Genomic DNA, 15,391 nt, shown 5'->3' with positions numbered 1-15,391 from the left:
GGAGCCTTGGCCGAAATGAGCAGCGGCACTGAAACAGCCGAGCAGCAGCGCGCTGTTTCCGAGACATCCGATCTGGGGTCAGCCTTCAGGCATATCTCGGTTCTGGTTGTCGATGATGAGCCCGGCATGCGGAACTTTCTGGTCCGCACGCTGACCCCGCTCTGCCGCAAGGTCGAGGAGGCCGAAAGCACCGAAGCCGCCAGCCGCTTGCTCGATACCCAGCACTTCGATCTTGTGGTGCTCGATAACGTCATGCCGGGCCAGTCCGGGCTGGATTGGCTGGCCGATCAGCGCCGCGTCGGCTTCTTTGCCGAAGTGGTGTTGATGACCGCCTATGCCGACCTCGACACCGCCATTCACGCGCTGCGCGTCGGCGCGTCCGATCTGGTGCTGAAGCCCTTTCGCTCCAATCAGATCCTCAATGCCATCCGCCGCTCGATGGATCAAAAGTTCCTCCGGCGCGAGAACTCCCTGCTGAAATACGAGCTGAAGGTCGGCACCGAAGCCGCCCGTGGCCGCTTGCTCGGCGGTTCTCCACGCCTCGAAGCGGTGCGCGAAGCCATCGGCAAAGCCGCGCGGATGCCCACGCCCGTCCTCTTCACCGGCGAGAGCGGCACCGGCAAGGAAATCGCCGCCCGTACCCTGCACAGCCTGTCGGACCGCGCGTCAAAGCCCTTCGTGCCGATCAACTGCGCCAATATCACCCCCGAAGGCGCCGCGCTCGAGCTGTTCGGCTCGATCCGCGATGGCGAAAAGGGGCAGGATGGCCTTCTGTCTCTCGCCAATGGCGGCACGCTCTTCCTTGATGAAATCGCAGAACTGCCTTGGCCGGTTCAGGCGACCCTTCTGCGCGTGTTGGAGGATAGCCGCATTCGCCCGCTCGGGTCTGACCGCGAATTGCCGCTGAACCTGCGGTTCATGTTCGCAACCAACACCGATCTCTCCGCCGCCGTGGCCGATGGCCGCTTCCGCGAAGACCTCTATCACCGGATCAACGTGCTTGAGCTGAACATGCCGCCCCTGCGCGAACGGGTGGGCGATATCGCCGATTTGGCGGAGCTGTTCATGGGCAACCTGTCGCGTGATCTCGCTGTTTCCCCGCTGCCGCTGTCCGAGACTGTCTTGCTGAAGTTTGCCCGTTACGACTGGCCCGGCAATGTCCGCGAATTGCGCAACCTGATCGAACGTTCGTTGATCCTTGGTGAGTTCCCGCCCGAGTTCACAGATGATGGCCAAAGCCACGGCCCCGATACCCCGACGGAATCGCTGCATGCGGTCGAACGCCGCCATATCATGACCGTGCTCGAAGCCTGCGGTGGCAACCGTGCCGAGGCCGCGCGGCGCTTGGGCGTCTCGCGCAAGACGATCGACCGCAAATGCGCCATGTGGGATGTCTGATCCCGCGTTGACAGGCAGCACCGCCGCCCGCTTCTGGCAGACGGTCCGTTTCCGGCTCCTCGCGCTCGCGCTCCTGCCGATCATGGTCGTGCTGCCGCTCCTGCTGGGCATTACAGGGGTGAATTGGTCCAGCCGGTTTGACGAGGCGCTGATCTCCAAGGTCAATGGCGAGTTGACCATCGCCCACCAACACCTTGCAGGGCTTATGGATTCCCGCGTTGCCGCGCTGCATGCGCTGGGCCAGTCGGTCGCTTTCCAACGTCAGATCGACAGCGGCAACCGCGCCGCCATGCGTATCTTCCTCGCGCAGGAACGCGCCCGTCAAAAGCTTGATTTTCTCTATCTTGTGCAGAATGGCCGCGTCTACGCCGCCGCGCCAAACGTGCCGCTCGATAGCGTGCTGGATGAATGGCCGGTGATCGACACCGCCCTTGGCGCGGGGCAACCGCGTGTTGCCATTGATCTGTTCACGGGGGAGGATCTCGCCCGCTTTGGCGAGGGGCTGGCCGCTCGCGCCCGCCTGCCATTGATCGAAACGCCCGCCGCCGTCCCCACCGACCGAACCGTCGAAACCCGTGGCTTGGTGATCCACGCCGCCGCCCCCGCTGCCGATGGCGCTCTTGTGGGCGGGGTTCTCCTGAACCGCAATCTTGGCTTCATCGACGAGATCAACGAACTGGTCTACCCCGCCGAAAGCCTCACCGAAGGCAGCACCGGCACTGCCACGCTGTTCCTCGAAGATGTGCGCGTCTCCACCAATGTGCGGATGTTCGATGACGAGCGTGCCTTGGGTACCCGCGTCTCTGCCGCTGTACGCGCCCGCGTGCTGGATGAGGGCCGCGTCTGGCTGGACCGCGCCTTCGTGGTCAACGACTGGTATGTCTCCGCCTACGAACCCATCGTCGATAGCTTTGGCCAACGCATCGGTATGCTCTATGTGGGCTTCCTCGAGGCACCATTCTCCGCCGCCAAAACCCGCACCATCTGGCAGGTCGTCATCGGCTTTGGCCTGAGCTTGATCGTCTTTGTTCCGCTCTTACTGTGGTGGGCGCGCAGCATCTTTCGCCCGCTGGAAAAGATGAACACCACCATCACCCGCGTGGAGGAAGGCGATCTTGCCGCCCGTACCGGCGCAGGGCTGGGGCATGACGAGATCGGCCGCGTTGCCAGCCACCTCGACGAATTGCTCGACCGTCTGCAAGACCGCGAACAGCGCCTCCGGGAATGGACAGAAGAGCTGGAAACCCGCGTCGCCGCCCGCACCCGTGATTTGCAAGAAGCCAACCGCCAACTGAAGATCACCACCAGCCAGCTTGTCGTCTCCGAAAAACTCGCCGCCATCGGTGAGATCACCGCCGGCGTCGCCCATGAAATCAACAACCCCCTCGCGGTGATCCAAGGCAATCTTGAGGTGATTTACAGCGAATTGGGCGCACAGGCCGACCCGTTCAAAACCGAGTTCAAGCTGATCCTTGAGCAGATTCAGACCATCAACATTCTGGTCAGCAAGCTCCTGCAATTCGCCCGCCCCGAAGAATACGCCGAGGATGGCAACGGGCTGGAAGTCAACGGCGTGATCTCCGAACTTCGCCCCCTTATCCAGCACCACCTCAACGCGGGCGCGGTGCATTACGCCGTCGATCTCGCCGCCACTCGTCAGGTGCCGATGAACCAGACTGAACTCCAGCAGGTCTTGATCAATCTGACCATCAACGCGGTGCAGGCCTGCAGCGGCGGCGGCCATATCACCGTTGCCAGCCGTGATGCGGCGAAAGATGCGCGTCAGGGCGTCGAGATCACCGTCACCGACGATGGCTGCGGCATGGATGCCAAAACCGCCGAGCGGGTGTTCGATCCGTTTTTCACCATGAAACGCGGCGAAGGCACCGGCCTCGGGCTTTCAGTCTCGAATAAGCTCGTCGCCCGTGTCGGCGGTCAGATTTCGGTCGATAGCACCAAGGGCGCGGGTACGGTTTTCACCGTCTGGCTTCCCGCGCTCTAAGTCTTATCGCCCCGCTTGCCGTTCTTCGCGCTCCCGCTTGAGCGCCGTGCGCTTGGTGATCAGCGAGGCAGAGATCACGCCAACCGCGACAATCCCAATCATGATCGTCGACAGCGCGTTGATCTCCGGCGAAACCCCCAGCCGCACCGCCGAAAAGATCTTGATCGGCAGCGTCGTTGATGACGGGCCGGAGGTGAAAGACGCAATCACCAGATCGTCCAGCGACAGGGTGAACGCGAGCAGCCAGCCCGAAATCACCGCAGGCGCGATAATCGGAAGCGTGACGCTGCGGAATGCATCCCAAGGCGTGCAGCCAAGGTCGAGCGCCGCTTCCTCCAACGAGCGGTCAAAGCTCATCAGCCGCGACGACACCACAACCGAGACATAGCACATCGAAAAGGTCGTATGCGCCAGCACGATCGTCGTCACACCACGGTCCAGCCCGATGGCGATAAATAACAGGAGCAGCGACAAGCCGGTGATCACCTCTGGCATCACCAACGGCGCATAGATCATGCCTGAAAACAGCGTCCGCCCCGGAAAGCGCCCCGCCCGCACCAGCGTATAGGCCGCCATCGTGCCCAGCACCGTCGCAATGGTCGAGGAAACCACCGCCACCCGCACCGTCACCCATGCCGCATCCAGAAACGCTTCGTTCTGCAACAGCTCGCCATACCATTTCGTGGAAAACCCCGCCCAGACGGTCACGAGCTTTGACTCGTTGAAGCTGTAGATCACGAGGATCACCATCGGGAAGTAGAGGAACGCAAACCCCAGCGTCAGCGATGTCGCGTTGAACCAGCTGAACCGTCTCATTGCTCTGCCTCCGCCTGCCGTTGCTGGTTCCGCTGGAACAGCACAATCGGGATGATCAGGATCAGCAACAGCACCACCGCCACCGCCGAGGCCACCGGCCAGTCACGGTTCGCGGAAAACTCCTCCCACAACACCTTGCCGATCATCAGCGTGTCCGAGCCACCCAACAGCGACGGGATCACAAACTCGCCCAGAGTCGGGATGAACACCAGAAAACAGCCCGCGATGATCCCCGGTCGTGCCAGTGGCAACGTCACCAGCCAAAAGGCCGATGTTCGCGTGCAGCCCAGATCCTCCGCTGCTTCCAGCAAGGAGACGTCCAGCTTGTCCAGCGTCGCGTAGATCGGCAGGATCATGAACGGCAGATAGGTGTAAACGATGCCGATATAGACGGCGGTATTCGTGTTCAGGATCGTCAGCGGCTCATTGATGATGCCGGTCCACATCAACACCTGATTGAGCACGCCCTCGCGGCCCAAAATGCCCATCCACGAATAGACACGGATCAGAAAGCTGGTCCAGAACGGCAGGATCACCAGCATCATCAGCGTCGGGCGCCATTCATCCGGCGCCCGCGCCATGCCATAGGCAATGGGAAAGCCCACAACCAGCGTGATCAGTGTGGCAATCACCGCGATCTGAAGGCTCGAAAGATAGGCCCGCCAATACAGCTCGTCCTGCGTCAGCCATGTGAAGTTCTCGAAATCCAGCGCCGCGAAAAACCGCCCAAGCCCCGCCAGCCCCTCGCTGAAATCCAGCGTCGGCGTATAGGGCGGGATCGCCAGCGCGATGTCCGAGAGCGAGATCTTCAACACGATCCCGAACGGGATCAGGAACAGCGCCAAAAGCCATAGATATGGCAGGCCGATGAGGAACAGACGTCTGAAATTCATCTCCGCCTCCTCAGCTTGTTAGCACGATGCCCGCCGTGTCAGTGAACGACAGCCAGACCTCGTCTTCCCATGTGAAACTCCGCCGCGCCAGGCGGCGGTTATTGGTCATCTGCGCCTTGATGATCTGCCCGCCCACCTCAACGTGATAGGTCGAGATATTGCCAAGGTAGGCAATATCGTGAATGCGCCCGCGCATCTTGTTGGGCCGGTCGGTCGGCTCTTCGGCGGTGACGTTGATCTTCTCGGGCCGGATGGCAAAGCTCACCCTTGCGCCCTTCTCCAGCGGGTCGCTCCGTTCAGCATGGATCACCGGCTGGCCTTCGGCCCACGCGATGTCATACCCGTTGCCGGTCGTCAGGGTCGCATTGCCCTCGATAATATTCACCTCACCGATGAAATCCGCGACATAGACGTTCGCAGGCGTCTCATAGATGCGGGCAGGGGTCGCCACTTGCATCAGCTTGCCGTGATCCATCACCGCCACACGGCTCGCCACCGTCATCGCCTCTTCCTGATCGTGGGTGACGATCACAAATGTCGTGCCGGTCTTTTCCTGAATATCCATCAGCTCGAACTGCGTCTCGTGCCGCAGCTTTTTGTCCAACGCGCCGAGGGGTTCATCCAGCAGCAACAGCTTCGGCGCTTTCGCAAGGCTGCGCGCCAATGCCACCCGCTGCCGTTGACCACCAGAAATCTGATGCGGTTTGCGGCGGGCGAACTTTTCCAGCCGCGTCAGCCGCAGCATCTCCTCCACCCGTGGGCCGATCTCGTCTTTCGGCATCTCCGAGCGGCGCAGGCCAAAGGCGATGTTGTCCCACACGCTCAAATGCGGAAACAGCGCATAAGACTGGAACATCATGTTCACCGGCCGCTTGTTCGGCGGTACCGGCACGATGTTCTTGCCTGCCAGCGTGATCTCGCCCTCGCTCGGCGTTTCGAAACCGGCAAGCATCCGCATCAACGTGGTCTTGCCACAACCCGACGGGCCGAGCAGGGCAAAGAACTCTTTTTCATAAATATCGAGGTCCAGCGCATCAATCGCGGTGAAATCTCCGAACCTTTTCGTCACATTTCGAAACCGGATCAGCGGCGTCACATCCTGGTCTTCCCAAGGGGCAAAGACGGTCTGGTTCATCATGTCATCCTATGGCTCAAGCCGGACGAGCAGGTCGCCCTTAATCTCATGTTTGATCATGTAACTGCGGTCACATCTGTCGAGTTCTGCGCGCAATCCTGCGATATTTGGCGCTTCGTCGACGACCAAAAGATGGCCCGCTTCGGCGGTCGCGCCGATCAGGCGCGCAAAGACCCTATGCCGTGCCAGCTCCGCCAGCATGTGCAGCGTGCGGTCGCAAAGGATCAGGTCGTAGGTTTCTTCGGGTCGCCAATCCGCAATGTCGGCTTCCATCGCGCAAAGGGGCAAAGCCTCCCGCGCAGCAATTTCATTGAGTGCGGCAACCCCCGACGGTGCAATGTCGATGCCTGTTACCCTGAATCCCTGTCTCGCCAACGGAACAGCATCGCGACCCTGCCCACAGCCAACATCCAGAATATGCGCACCCAACGGAATGTGTTTCTCGATCAAAGCCAGAACACGCGCCGTTGGTGGCCCCAATGCATCAGGCGTTTCACGATAGAGCGCTTCATAGTCATAGGCCATCAATACTTGCCTTGTCGGGGAGGTGGCCCGCGATATGTATCGCGGGCCAAGCCTGATCATCAGGTGCCGGACTTGATCTTCGTCCAGAGCCGCGTGACGGTCCGCTGGACGCGGGCGTCATAAGGCGTCGTGGTGAACAGGTTGTCGAGCGTTGCTGCATCCGGATAAATCGCCGGATCGCCGATCACGTCCTCCAGCAGGAGCGGCTGCGAGGCGAGGTTGCCGTTCGCGTAATAGACGTAGTTCGATGCATCCGCCATGTTCTGCGCATCCATGATAAAGTTCAGGAACGCATGCGCGCCTTCAACGTTCGGCGCATCAACCGGAATGGCCATCTGGTCGAACCACATCTGCGCCCCTTCGACCGGCGCGTTATAGGCGATCTCGACGCCGTTATCGGCCTCATACGCACGGTCGCGTGCCTGAAGGATGTCACCAGACCAGCCGACAGCAACACAGATCTCGCCATTGGCGAGTGCGTTGATGTACTCGGAAGAGTGGAACTTCTGGATATAGGGGCGCACGCCCTCATACACCGCTTCCGCCTTCGCGATTACATCCGGGTCGTGGCTGTTCGGGTCTTCGCCCAGATAGTTCAGCGCGGCGGGGATCATCTCCGCCGGTGCATCGAGGAAATGCACGCCACATTCTGCGAGCTTCTCCATGTTCGCCGGATCGAACACCAGCGCCCACGAATTGATCGGCGCATCTTCACCGAGCAGTTCCTGCACCTTGCCAACATTGGCGCCGATGCCGGTGGTGCCCCACATATAGTTGATCGAATAGTCGCCGTTCGGGTCATACTGATCGGTGCGCGAGCTGACCACATCCCACATGTTTGCGAGGTTCGGCAGCATGTCCTTGTTGAGCGCTTGGAATGCGCCTGCCTGAATCTGGCGTTGCAGGAAGGTGCCCGACGGGACAACCACGTCATAGCCGGAACCACCGGCCAGCAGCTTCGTTTCCAGCACTTCGTTCGAGTCGAACACGTCATAGACAAGGTCATAGCCCGTCTCGGCTTCGAACTTCTCAAGCAAGGCTTCGTCGATATAGTCCGACCAGTTATATACGCGGACCTCTTCGGCCGTCGCGGCGGTCGCGCCAAGCGCCATTAGCGCCGCGGCCGGTAGCCATGATCTTTTCATCATTGTTTCTCCCTAGTTGGATTTTGCGTCTTGTTGCGCCATGAGGTAAATTTGATCAAAATTTTCCTTCATGGCAACTCTTTGTTTTCATCTCTGGTGGAGCGCCGCATGTGACAGAGGGATTTTTCCTTCGAGATAGGCAACTTGAAGCAGGATTTACGATGCGAACCTCGTCGTGAATTCAGCGGCAAATCTATGCTTCTGCTCATTTTAACTGAAAGTTTCCCCGAATCGTTCGCGGTACTCCGCGATCCGAATCTCAACACGAAAGCGCATGCCAACGCCAATCTATTTTACAGGCGCAGGGGGTGATTTCTGCCGGTTTCGGCGCAAATTTCAGCCAACTGCTCCCCCGAAAATCGCTTCTGCTCATAATTTGATCAAAAATAGTTGACAGTGACCCGCCGCTTCATATGCTCACCCTCAATGCCCCGCCTTTTGCTGTGGCCGCCAGTGTCATGGCGCGGGGTCCGTTTCTGACCATTCCCGGATCACCGGGCGTCGCGTGCCAAGGAGCCTGCCATGACGCTTATTTCGAACCATATGCCCACCGCAGAGCTGCAAGCCCTCGACGCAGCGCACCACATGCACCCTTTCACTGCAGGTGCCGAGCTTGCGAAAAAAGGCGCCCGCGTCATCACCCGCGCCGATGGCGTTTTCCTGACCGATAGCGATGGTGAGCGCATCCTCGATGGCATGGCGGGCCTCTGGTGCGTCAATGTCGGCTATGGCCGCAAGGAACTGGCCGAGGTCGCCGCCCGCCAGATGTCTGAGCTGCCCTATTACAATACGTTCTTTCAGACGACCCACGTTCCCGCTATCGCGCTGGCGTCGAAGCTGGCCGAGCTTTGCCCCGGTGATCTGAACCATGTGTTCTTCGCCGGTTCCGGCTCCGAGGCGAACGACACCAACCTGCGTATGGTGCGCCATTACTGGGCCGCAAAAGGCCACCCTGAAAAGAACATCGTGATCAGCCGCAAGAACGCCTATCATGGCTCCACCCTTGGCGGCGCGAGCCTTGGCGGGATGGGCGGCATGCATGCGCAGGGCGGTCTGCCGATCCCGAACATCCACCACATCAACCAGCCCAACTGGTGGTCCGAGGGCGGTGACATGTCGCCAGAGGAGTTCGGCCTCGCCCGCGCCCGCGAGCTGGAGCAAGCGATCAACGAGCTGGGCGAACACCGCGTCGCGGCCTTCATTGCTGAACCGATCCAAGGGGCAGGGGGTGTCATCGTCCCGCCCAGCACCTACTGGCCCGAAATCCAGCGCATTTGCGATGCGTATGACATTCTCTTGATCGCTGATGAGGTGATCTGCGGCTTTGGGCGCACCGGCAACTGGTTCGGCTCACAAACCTACGATATCCGCCCCGACATCATCACCATCGCCAAGGGGCTTTCCTCCGGCTACCAGCCCATAGGCGGGTCTGTCGTATCCGATGAGGTCGCCTCCGTGATCGACAATGCAGGCGATTTCAACCACGGCTACACCTATTCCGGCCACCCCGTCGCCGCCGCTGTCGCGCTCGAAAACCTTCGCCTTCTGGAGGAGGAAAAGATCGTCGAAACCGCCGCGACCGAGATCGCTCCCTACCTGCATGAACAGTGGAAACAGCTCGAAGATCACCCGCTGATCGGTGAGGCAAAGATCGTCGGCCTCATGGGCTCCGTCGCCATGACCCCGCACAAGGAGAGCCGCGCGGCCTTCGCCTCGCCCGTCGGCACCGTCGGCTACCGCGCCCGCGAACGCTGCTTCGCCAATAACCTCGTGATGCGCCACGTCGGCGACCGGATGATCATCTGCCCACCGCTGGTGATCACCCGCGCGGAAGTCGACGAGCTGATGGCCCGCGCCGTCAAATCGCTCGACGAAACCTACGCAGGGCTGAAAGCCGACGGCCTTCTCGTCCCAGCGTCCTGATCCAGTGGACCTGCTCACCGCCAATGATGCCGCGGGGCAATACCCCGCCTCGTGGTACGCAGCTACCGCCACGCCTCCGCCGGAAAACCCTCCGGCGCGGGGCGCAATGGCCTGCGATGTCTGCGTCATCGGCGGCGGCTTCACCGGCCTGTCCTCCGCCCTGCATCTGGCCGAGCGCGGCTATGATGTGATCTTGCTCGATGCCCACCGCGCGGGCTTCGGCGCGTCGGGGCGTAATGGCGGGCAGGTCGGCACCGGCCAGCGCCTGCATCAGGACGAGTTGGAAAAGATGCTGGGCCGCGATCACGCCCGCGCGCTGTGGGATATTTCGCTCGAAAGCGTGGCCCTTGTCCGCGACCTGATCGCCCGCCACGCCCCTGACGCGGGCTGGACCCCCGGTATCATCAGCGCCGATCACCGCCGCCGTTATGTGGCCGAGAGCCACGCCTATGCCGACCACCTCGCGCAGCATTATGGCTATGATCAGATCACGCCGCTGGATGCCGCCGCGATGCGCGCGCATGTCGGCTCACCCGCCTATCACGGCGGCTTTCTCGATATGGGCGGCGGCCATACCCACCCGCTGCGCTTCGCCTTCGGGCTGGCGCGGGCCTGTGCGGCGGCAGGGGTACGGATGCACGATCTTAGCCGCGTCACCGCGATTGCCGATGGTCAGCCCGCCACCGTCACCACCGACAGCGGCGCCAGCATCCGCGCCCAGCATGTGATCTTGGGCTGCAACGGCTACCTCGGCCGGCTCGACGGCCAAACCGCCGCGCGGGTCATGCCGATCAATAACTACATCATCGCCACCGAGCCGCTGGACGACAGCACCGCCCGTGGCCTGATCCGCGATGGTCACGCCGTGGCCGACAGCAAATTCGTGATCAACTATTTCCGCCTGTCAGAGGATAACCGCATGCTCTTCGGCGGCGGCGAAAGCTACGGCTACCGTTTCCCCGCCGATATCACCGCGCTGGTGCGCAAGCCGATGCTCGAAATCTTCCCTCAGCTCCGCGATGCGCGGATCGACTACGCATGGGGCGGCACGCTTGGCATCACCATGAACCGGATGCCCCATTTCGCGCGGCGCGGGGCCAATATCTTCTCGCTCTCGGGCTATTCGGGCCACGGCGTCGCGATGGCGACACTGGCCGGTCAGATCGGCGCGGATGTGATCGCGGGTCAAGCGGAGCGCTTTGATCTGATGGCCCGCGTGCCCAGCCCGCGTTTCCCCGGTGGGGCCGCGCTGCGGTCGCCGCTTCTGGTGCTGGCAATGCTGTGGTTCTCGCTGCGCGATAGGTTTTAGCCGCCGCTCAGCCTTCATCCATTGATTGGCGTATCTGCTCGATCCCTTGTGCAATATCCGCATGGATCGCCGCGCTCACGGCCTCTGCATCGCCGCGCCGCAAGGCATCTAGCGCGCCTTCATGCATATCCGGCAGGTTCGATGTGCCATAGCGCCCGCAGATCACCCGCAGCGATGGCCCCATCCGCAGCCACAGCATGTCTGACAGAGCGATCATCACCTTCGCTCCCGACAGCCGGTAAAGCCGCGCATGAAACTGGTGGTTCGACCACATGTATTCCCGCACATCGCCGCGCTCGATGGCACGGTTAAGCTGGGTGTCGATCGCGGTGAGCGCGTCGATATCTTCAGCAGTGGCCTTCTCGGCGCCCCATGCCGCCAATTGCGGTTCCAGCGCCAGCCGCGCAAAGGCCATCTCGTCCACCTGCGCCCGCGTCAGCACCGGCACCGAAACCCGCCGGTTGCCCTGAAACTCCAAAGCGCCTTCCGCCGTCAGCCGCCGGATCGCCTCGCGTACCGGCGTCATGCCCGCGCCCAGATCGGCAACCAGCCCCTGAATCGTCACCGCTTGCCCCGGTTCCAGCTCGCCACACAGGATCATCTCGCGCAGCTTGCGGTACACAAGCTCATGCTCTGGGGTCTTCGGGGTCTTGGCGTCCACGCGACGGCACTCCTCTGTTCAATGGCCCATTGTGACCCAGCCTCAAAAAATGATCAAATGTGAAAACGGTTTTGCGCTTATTCCAGTGCGCCTGCACCGTGTTTGAGGATCACCGGCACAACCAATTCCTCTTCATCGGTCAGATGCCGCTCCAACAGCGCCCCGATCCCCGTCACAGCGGTGTGGAAGCCGCCCGCCGCGGTCTGTAATTTCTCCCGTTCGGGCACCAGTTGCAGCACGCCATTCGCGGCGCCGACGAAATCGTTCAGGTGCCTGTCCAGCGCGTGATGGTCATGGTCCAGAATGTCAAAACCCTTGGCGATCCGGCTCTCCTGTTTCGCCAGAACGGGGAAGTAATGCATATCCTCGATCTGGTGATGCCCGTGCAATTGGTTCACAAACATTGAGCCGTAGCGCGACAACCGCCCTGCAAAATGCTCCGGATCGGCGCTGCGATCCAGCAGCGCTTCCGTCTCGCGGGTCATCTCTGCCAGCAGCCGCCGAAACATCATGTGGCGGTCAAGCCAGAAGCTCACCAACCCCTGAAAATGCCGCTCCGCCGCCCAGCCCTCGCGCGGGAACTCGTCCAGCAACACGCGCAAAGCGTCGGGCAGCTTGTCGCGGTTTTCCAGATGTAGGGCAGTTTCCATGATTCGCTTCCTTCGCTACGTCTGTTAGGCAAACTAGGGCGCAAGCGCCTGATAGCGAGCCCGTTCCGCCGCCGAATTATCATGCGCATCGGGGCGCATCCACGCATTAATATGATCAAATTTCATGCTTTAGCCTAACCGAACGAGGTGCCGTGGCGTCAATAAGGATAGTTCTTGAATTTTTGATCGCTTGGAAAAAGGATGTGTTCACGCGCTCGCGCATTCGCGAGCGACGACAACTCGTGCGGCCCGAAAAGAGGCCCAAATCAGGGAGAGAACTTCTCATGAAATTCAAGACAACCCTAATGGCGACAACCGCCGCGGTGATGGTGATGGGTGCAGGCTTTGCCTACGCAGACGCCCATGCGACCCATCCCGAAACCGGCGAAGTGCTCGCCAGCGACCAGACCTTTACCTACCGTGTGCTGGACGAATCCCCCTCCATCGACCCCGGCCTGATCGAAGACGTGTCCGGCAGCGAAGTGGGCCGCGACCTGTTCGAAGGCCTGATGAATCAGGATGAAGAGGGCAACCTCGTCCCCGGTGTCGCCACCGGCTACCAGATTTCCGACGACGGCATGACCTTCACCTTCACCCTGCGCGACAACGCGAAGTGGTCGAACGGCGATCCTGTCACCGCTAATGATTTCGTCTACGCATGGCGCCGCGCGGCTGATCCTGAACTGGCATCGCCCTATTCGTGGTTCCTCTCGCTGATGTCGATTGAAGGCGTCGATGATGTGCTCGCAGGCGACGCACTGCTCGATACGCTCGGCGTTTCCGCACCCGACGACCACACCTTCGTCGTACAGCTGACCACCCCGCTGCCGTATTTCGCGCAGATGACCACCCATGCCACGACCTTCCCCGTGCATCAGGCCACGGTCGAAGCACATGGCTCCGAATGGACCCGCCCTGAGAACATCGTCTCCAACGGCGCGTATGTTCTCACCGAGCATGTCCCGCAGGAGCGCATGGTGCGTGAGCGCAACGAAATGTATTGGGATAACGACAGCACGATCATCGACAAGGTCGTGAGCCTCGTGATCAACGACGATAACGTCGCTCTGACCCGTTACCTCGCAGGCGAGCTGGACCGCACCGAAGTGCCGACCGGCCAGTATCCGCGTCTGTCCGAGGAATATCCGGATGAAGCCCTGAGCTTCCCGCGTCTGTGCTCCTACTACTACAACGTCAACGTCCGCGAAGACGGCCCCGCATGGGCGCAAGACCAGCGCGTCCGTCAGGCGCTTTCGCTCGCGGTTAACCGCGATGTGATCGTCGAGAACGTGCTCGCAGGCGGCCAGTTCCCTGCCTACACCTTCACGCCTGAAACCACCGCTGGCTTCAACGTGCCGGATGTGCCGATTGCGTCGATGTCGCAGGACGAGCGCAACGCAATGGCTGTCGAGCTGATGGCCGAAGCAGGTTACGGTCCGGATAACCCGATCACCACCGAGATCCTCTACAACACCTCCGAGGGTCACCGTCAGATCGCCATCGCGATCAGCCAGATGTGGAAGCAGACGCTCGGCATGGAAGTTACCATTGCCAACATGGAATGGCAGACCTTCCTCGAAGCCCGCGGAAACGGCGACTTCGAAATCTCCCGCGCCGGCTGGTGTGGTGACTATAACGAAGCCTCGACCTTCCTCGATCTTCTGGACTCCGGTTCCGGCTACAACGACGCTGGCTATGCCAACGCCGAGGTGGACGAGATCCTCGCCGCTGCGAAAACGGCCGGTTCTGACGCAGAGCGTGCAGAGATCTACACCCGCGTCGAGCAGATCGCCGCAGAGGAAGTGCCGATCATCCCGATCTACCACTACACCGGCGTCTACATGCTGGACGATGACGTGGCCAACTGGCCGGTCAACAACGTCGAGCAGAACTGGTACTCGAAGAACCTCTACAAAGTCGCTAACTAAAGCGGCCTGAGAAATATGCCGCGCTCCCTGTTTTGCGGGGGGCGCGGCAACTTGCATCCGATGTGCGGAACCTTGCCCCATGTATAGCTATATCGCCCGGCGCCTCGCGGTTGCCGTCCCCACCATTCTGGTGCTGATCATTATTTCCTTCATCCTGATGCATTCCGCACCCGGTGGCCCGTTCAACTCCGAACGCCCGCTGCCGCCGCAGGTGCTCGCCAATATCGAGGCGAAATACGGGCTCGACCAACCGCTGTGGAAACAGATCGTCATCTATGTCTGGAACGTGGTCGTCCACTTCGATTTCGGCCCCTCCTTCCAGTATAAAGACCGCACCGTGAATGATGTGATCGCACAGGGCTTCCCCGTCACGCTCACCTATGGGTTCTGGTCCTTCATCATCGCCGTGGGCGTTGGTGTCTCACTGGGGATCGCCGCCGCACTCCGCCATAACAGCTGGCTCGATTACCTTGCCGTGGGCTTCACTATAGGCGCACAGGCGCTGCCGAACTTCGTGATGGGGCCCATCCTCATCCTCGTCTTTACCCTCTGGCTCGGCCTGTTGCCCGGTGGCGGCTGGAACGGCGGCCAATGGAATTACGTCATCATGCCGGTGATCGCGCTTTCCACCTCCTACATGGCGTCGATCGCGCGGATCACCCGTTCGTCCATGCTGGAGGTGATGAACTCCGGCTTCATCCGCACCGCCCGCGCCAAGGGTCTGCCAATGAGCCGCATCGTGCTGCGCCACGCACTCAAACCGGCGCTTCTGCCCACGCTCTCCTACCTCGGGCCGGCCTTTGTGGGCATGGTCACAGGCTCGGTGGTGGTGGATATCTACTTCTCCACTGGCGGCATCGGTCAGTATTTCGTCAACTCCGCCTTTAACCGCGATTACTCGGTGATCATGGGCATCACGATCCTCGTTGGCGTCCTGACGATCTTCTTCAACCTCGTGGTCGATATCCTCTATGCGTGGATCGACCCGAAGATCCGGTATTAAGGG

Annotated in this window: 13 protein-coding genes; 6 read left to right on the top strand and 7 right to left on the bottom strand. The window is 61.0% G+C overall.

Features of this window, described 5'->3' with window-relative positions; all coding sequences use genetic code 11:
• Window positions 1-15 precede the first annotated feature (15 nt).
• Together AB1E42_RS12720 and AB1E42_RS12715 are read left to right on the top strand one after the other, a co-directional pair.
• Window positions 16-1,398, top strand: coding sequence for a sigma-54-dependent transcriptional regulator (locus tag AB1E42_RS12720; RefSeq protein ID WP_368344605.1), 1,383 nt, complete (start codon window positions 16-18; stop codon window positions 1,396-1,398).
• Window positions 1,391-3,400 (top strand): cache domain-containing protein, encoded by a 2,010-nt coding sequence (locus AB1E42_RS12715; RefSeq protein WP_368344604.1) that lies wholly within the window; start codon window positions 1,391-1,393, stop codon window positions 3,398-3,400. The genes AB1E42_RS12720 and AB1E42_RS12715 overlap by 8 nt, the downstream gene beginning before the upstream one ends.
• 3 nt (window positions 3,401-3,403) lie before the next feature.
• Here the strand turns inward: AB1E42_RS12715 and AB1E42_RS12710 are convergent, their stop codons facing one another.
• From AB1E42_RS12710 to AB1E42_RS12690, 5 genes are read right to left on the bottom strand one after another with little or no spacing between them, the layout of a single operon-like run.
• The gene (locus AB1E42_RS12710; RefSeq protein WP_368344603.1) at window positions 3,404-4,216 is read right to left on the bottom strand and encodes an ABC transporter permease; all 813 of its coding nucleotides are present in this window, start codon (window positions 4,214-4,216) and stop codon (window positions 3,404-3,406) included.
• Window positions 4,213-5,109: an ABC transporter permease subunit gene (locus AB1E42_RS12705; protein ID WP_368344602.1), complete on the bottom strand. Its 897-nt coding sequence runs from the start codon at window positions 5,107-5,109 to the stop codon at window positions 4,213-4,215. Before AB1E42_RS12705 ends, AB1E42_RS12710 begins: the two co-directional genes overlap by 4 nt.
• A 10-nt stretch (window positions 5,110-5,119) precedes the next feature.
• Entirely contained in the window at window positions 5,120-6,244 is a 1,125-nt protein-coding gene (locus AB1E42_RS12700; protein ID WP_368344601.1) for an ABC transporter ATP-binding protein, read from the bottom strand.
• 9 nt (window positions 6,245-6,253) lie between these two features.
• On the bottom strand, window positions 6,254-6,769 hold the full coding sequence (locus AB1E42_RS12695) for a class I SAM-dependent methyltransferase (protein WP_368344600.1): 516 nt from the start codon (window positions 6,767-6,769) through the stop codon (window positions 6,254-6,256).
• A 59-nt stretch (window positions 6,770-6,828) separates the two neighbouring features.
• Complete coding sequence (locus AB1E42_RS12690) at window positions 6,829-7,914, bottom strand: polyamine ABC transporter substrate-binding protein (RefSeq protein ID WP_368346433.1); 1,086 nt, start codon at window positions 7,912-7,914, stop codon at window positions 6,829-6,831.
• A 522-nt stretch (window positions 7,915-8,436) separates the two neighbouring features.
• Between AB1E42_RS12690 and AB1E42_RS12685 the strand changes: the two genes are divergently transcribed.
• Window positions 8,437-9,837 carry an aspartate aminotransferase family protein gene (locus AB1E42_RS12685; RefSeq protein ID WP_368344599.1) on the top strand — a complete coding sequence of 467 codons (1,401 nt, stop codon included), beginning with the start codon at window positions 8,437-8,439 and terminating at the stop codon, window positions 9,835-9,837.
• A 4-nt stretch (window positions 9,838-9,841) separates the two neighbouring features.
• Complete coding sequence (locus AB1E42_RS12680; RefSeq protein WP_368344598.1) at window positions 9,842-11,146, top strand: NAD(P)/FAD-dependent oxidoreductase; 1,305 nt, start codon at window positions 9,842-9,844, stop codon at window positions 11,144-11,146.
• A 7-nt stretch (window positions 11,147-11,153) separates the two neighbouring features.
• Here the strand turns inward: AB1E42_RS12680 and AB1E42_RS12675 are convergent, their stop codons facing one another.
• On the bottom strand, window positions 11,154-11,807 hold the full coding sequence (locus AB1E42_RS12675; protein ID WP_368344597.1) for a GntR family transcriptional regulator: 654 nt from the start codon (window positions 11,805-11,807) through the stop codon (window positions 11,154-11,156).
• Window positions 11,808-11,884: 77 nt separating this feature from the next.
• Window positions 11,885-12,457, bottom strand: coding sequence for a hemerythrin domain-containing protein (locus AB1E42_RS12670; protein ID WP_368344596.1), 573 nt, complete (start codon window positions 12,455-12,457; stop codon window positions 11,885-11,887).
• Between the two features lie 284 nt (window positions 12,458-12,741).
• On the opposite strand from AB1E42_RS12670, the gene AB1E42_RS12665 reads away from it, so the two are divergent.
• Both AB1E42_RS12665 and oppB read left to right on the top strand, forming a co-directional pair.
• Window positions 12,742-14,385, top strand: a complete 1,644-nt coding sequence (locus tag AB1E42_RS12665; protein WP_368344595.1) for a peptide ABC transporter substrate-binding protein — start codon at window positions 12,742-12,744, stop codon at window positions 14,383-14,385.
• A gap of 79 nt (window positions 14,386-14,464) precedes the next feature.
• Window positions 14,465-15,388, top strand: coding sequence for an oligopeptide ABC transporter permease OppB (oppB, locus tag AB1E42_RS12660; protein WP_368344594.1), 924 nt, complete (start codon window positions 14,465-14,467; stop codon window positions 15,386-15,388).
• Window positions 15,389-15,391: the final 3 nt, after the last annotated feature.

Source organism: Pelagovum sp. HNIBRBA483 (assembly GCF_040931995.1).
In the GTDB taxonomy this organism is placed as follows: domain Bacteria; phylum Pseudomonadota; class Alphaproteobacteria; order Rhodobacterales; family Rhodobacteraceae; genus JAEPMR01.
The sequence above is the reverse complement of the archived record's forward strand: the minus strand, read 5'-3'. Positions and strand labels throughout refer to the sequence as shown.

Bases quoted from the DNA above. Each gene is read 5' to 3' on its own strand.
- AB1E42_RS12715 (WP_368344604.1), top strand. From the start codon at position 1,391: ATGTCTGATCCCGCGTTGACAGGCAGCACCGCCGCCCGCTTCTGGCAG.
- AB1E42_RS12695 (WP_368344600.1), bottom strand. From the start codon at position 6,769: ATGGCCTATGACTATGAAGCGCTCTATCGTGAAACGCCTGATGCATTG.
- AB1E42_RS12670 (WP_368344596.1), bottom strand. From the start codon at position 12,457: ATGGAAACTGCCCTACATCTGGAAAACCGCGACAAGCTGCCCGACGCT.
- AB1E42_RS12685 (WP_368344599.1), top strand. From the start codon at position 8,437: ATGACGCTTATTTCGAACCATATGCCCACCGCAGAGCTGCAAGCCCTC.
- AB1E42_RS12705 (WP_368344602.1), bottom strand. From the start codon at position 5,109: ATGAATTTCAGACGTCTGTTCCTCATCGGCCTGCCATATCTATGGCTT.
- AB1E42_RS12665 (WP_368344595.1), top strand. From the start codon at position 12,742: ATGAAATTCAAGACAACCCTAATGGCGACAACCGCCGCGGTGATGGTG.
- AB1E42_RS12690 (WP_368346433.1), bottom strand. From the start codon at position 7,914: ATGAAAAGATCATGGCTACCGGCCGCGGCGCTAATGGCGCTTGGCGCG.
- AB1E42_RS12710 (WP_368344603.1), bottom strand. From the start codon at position 4,216: ATGAGACGGTTCAGCTGGTTCAACGCGACATCGCTGACGCTGGGGTTT.
- AB1E42_RS12720 (WP_368344605.1), top strand. From the start codon at position 16: ATGAGCAGCGGCACTGAAACAGCCGAGCAGCAGCGCGCTGTTTCCGAG.
- oppB (WP_368344594.1), top strand. From the start codon at position 14,465: ATGTATAGCTATATCGCCCGGCGCCTCGCGGTTGCCGTCCCCACCATT.
- AB1E42_RS12700 (WP_368344601.1), bottom strand. From the start codon at position 6,244: ATGAACCAGACCGTCTTTGCCCCTTGGGAAGACCAGGATGTGACGCCG.